Source organism: Thermus thalpophilus, assembly GCF_022760915.1.
GTDB classification, from domain to species: Bacteria; Deinococcota; Deinococci; order Deinococcales; family Thermaceae; genus Thermus; species Thermus thalpophilus.
In genome coordinates this window covers 1-438 of the sequence record NZ_JAKTNS010000125.1, presented here as the reverse complement: position 1 = coordinate 438, position 438 = coordinate 1, and the positions used below count along the sequence as shown (strand labels likewise).

1 pseudogene is annotated in these 438 nt (G+C 72.4%); it reads left to right on the top strand.

The window, feature by feature from the left end:
• A pseudogene (locus tag L0D17_RS13295) lies at positions 1–438 on the top strand (hypothetical protein); the annotation flags it as partial.

The following is a 438-nucleotide window of genomic DNA, read 5'->3' as shown; positions in this document are numbered from 1 at the left end:
AGGCCAGACGGCCCTCCTGGCCCAGGCCCTGCGCCTGGTGAGCCGGGACGGGTACCGGTACTGGCAGGTCCAGACGGTCCCCGTGGAGAAAATCTTGGCCGCCGTGAAGAAGCTGGACGAGAAATACGCGGTCCTCATCGCCCCCAAGGCCAGGGCCATCCGGAAGGAGGCCCGCCTCCCCGTGGCCCACCTCCTCCTGGCCCCGGTGAGCGTGATGCCCCCGGAGAACCCTCCTCCCACCTGGCCCCTCATGCTCCTGGCCCCGCACCCCCTCCCCGGGGAGGGGATGCGGCGGGTGGAGGCCTCCCCCGAGCCCCAGCGCCCCCTCTACTGGGTGGCCTGGCGGGAGGGGGAGTGGAAGCCCACGTACGTCCTGCGGAAGGACCAGCGGGGGCGGTGGACCTGGTTCCTGGAGCCCTCCTTCCACCGGGCCCTCCT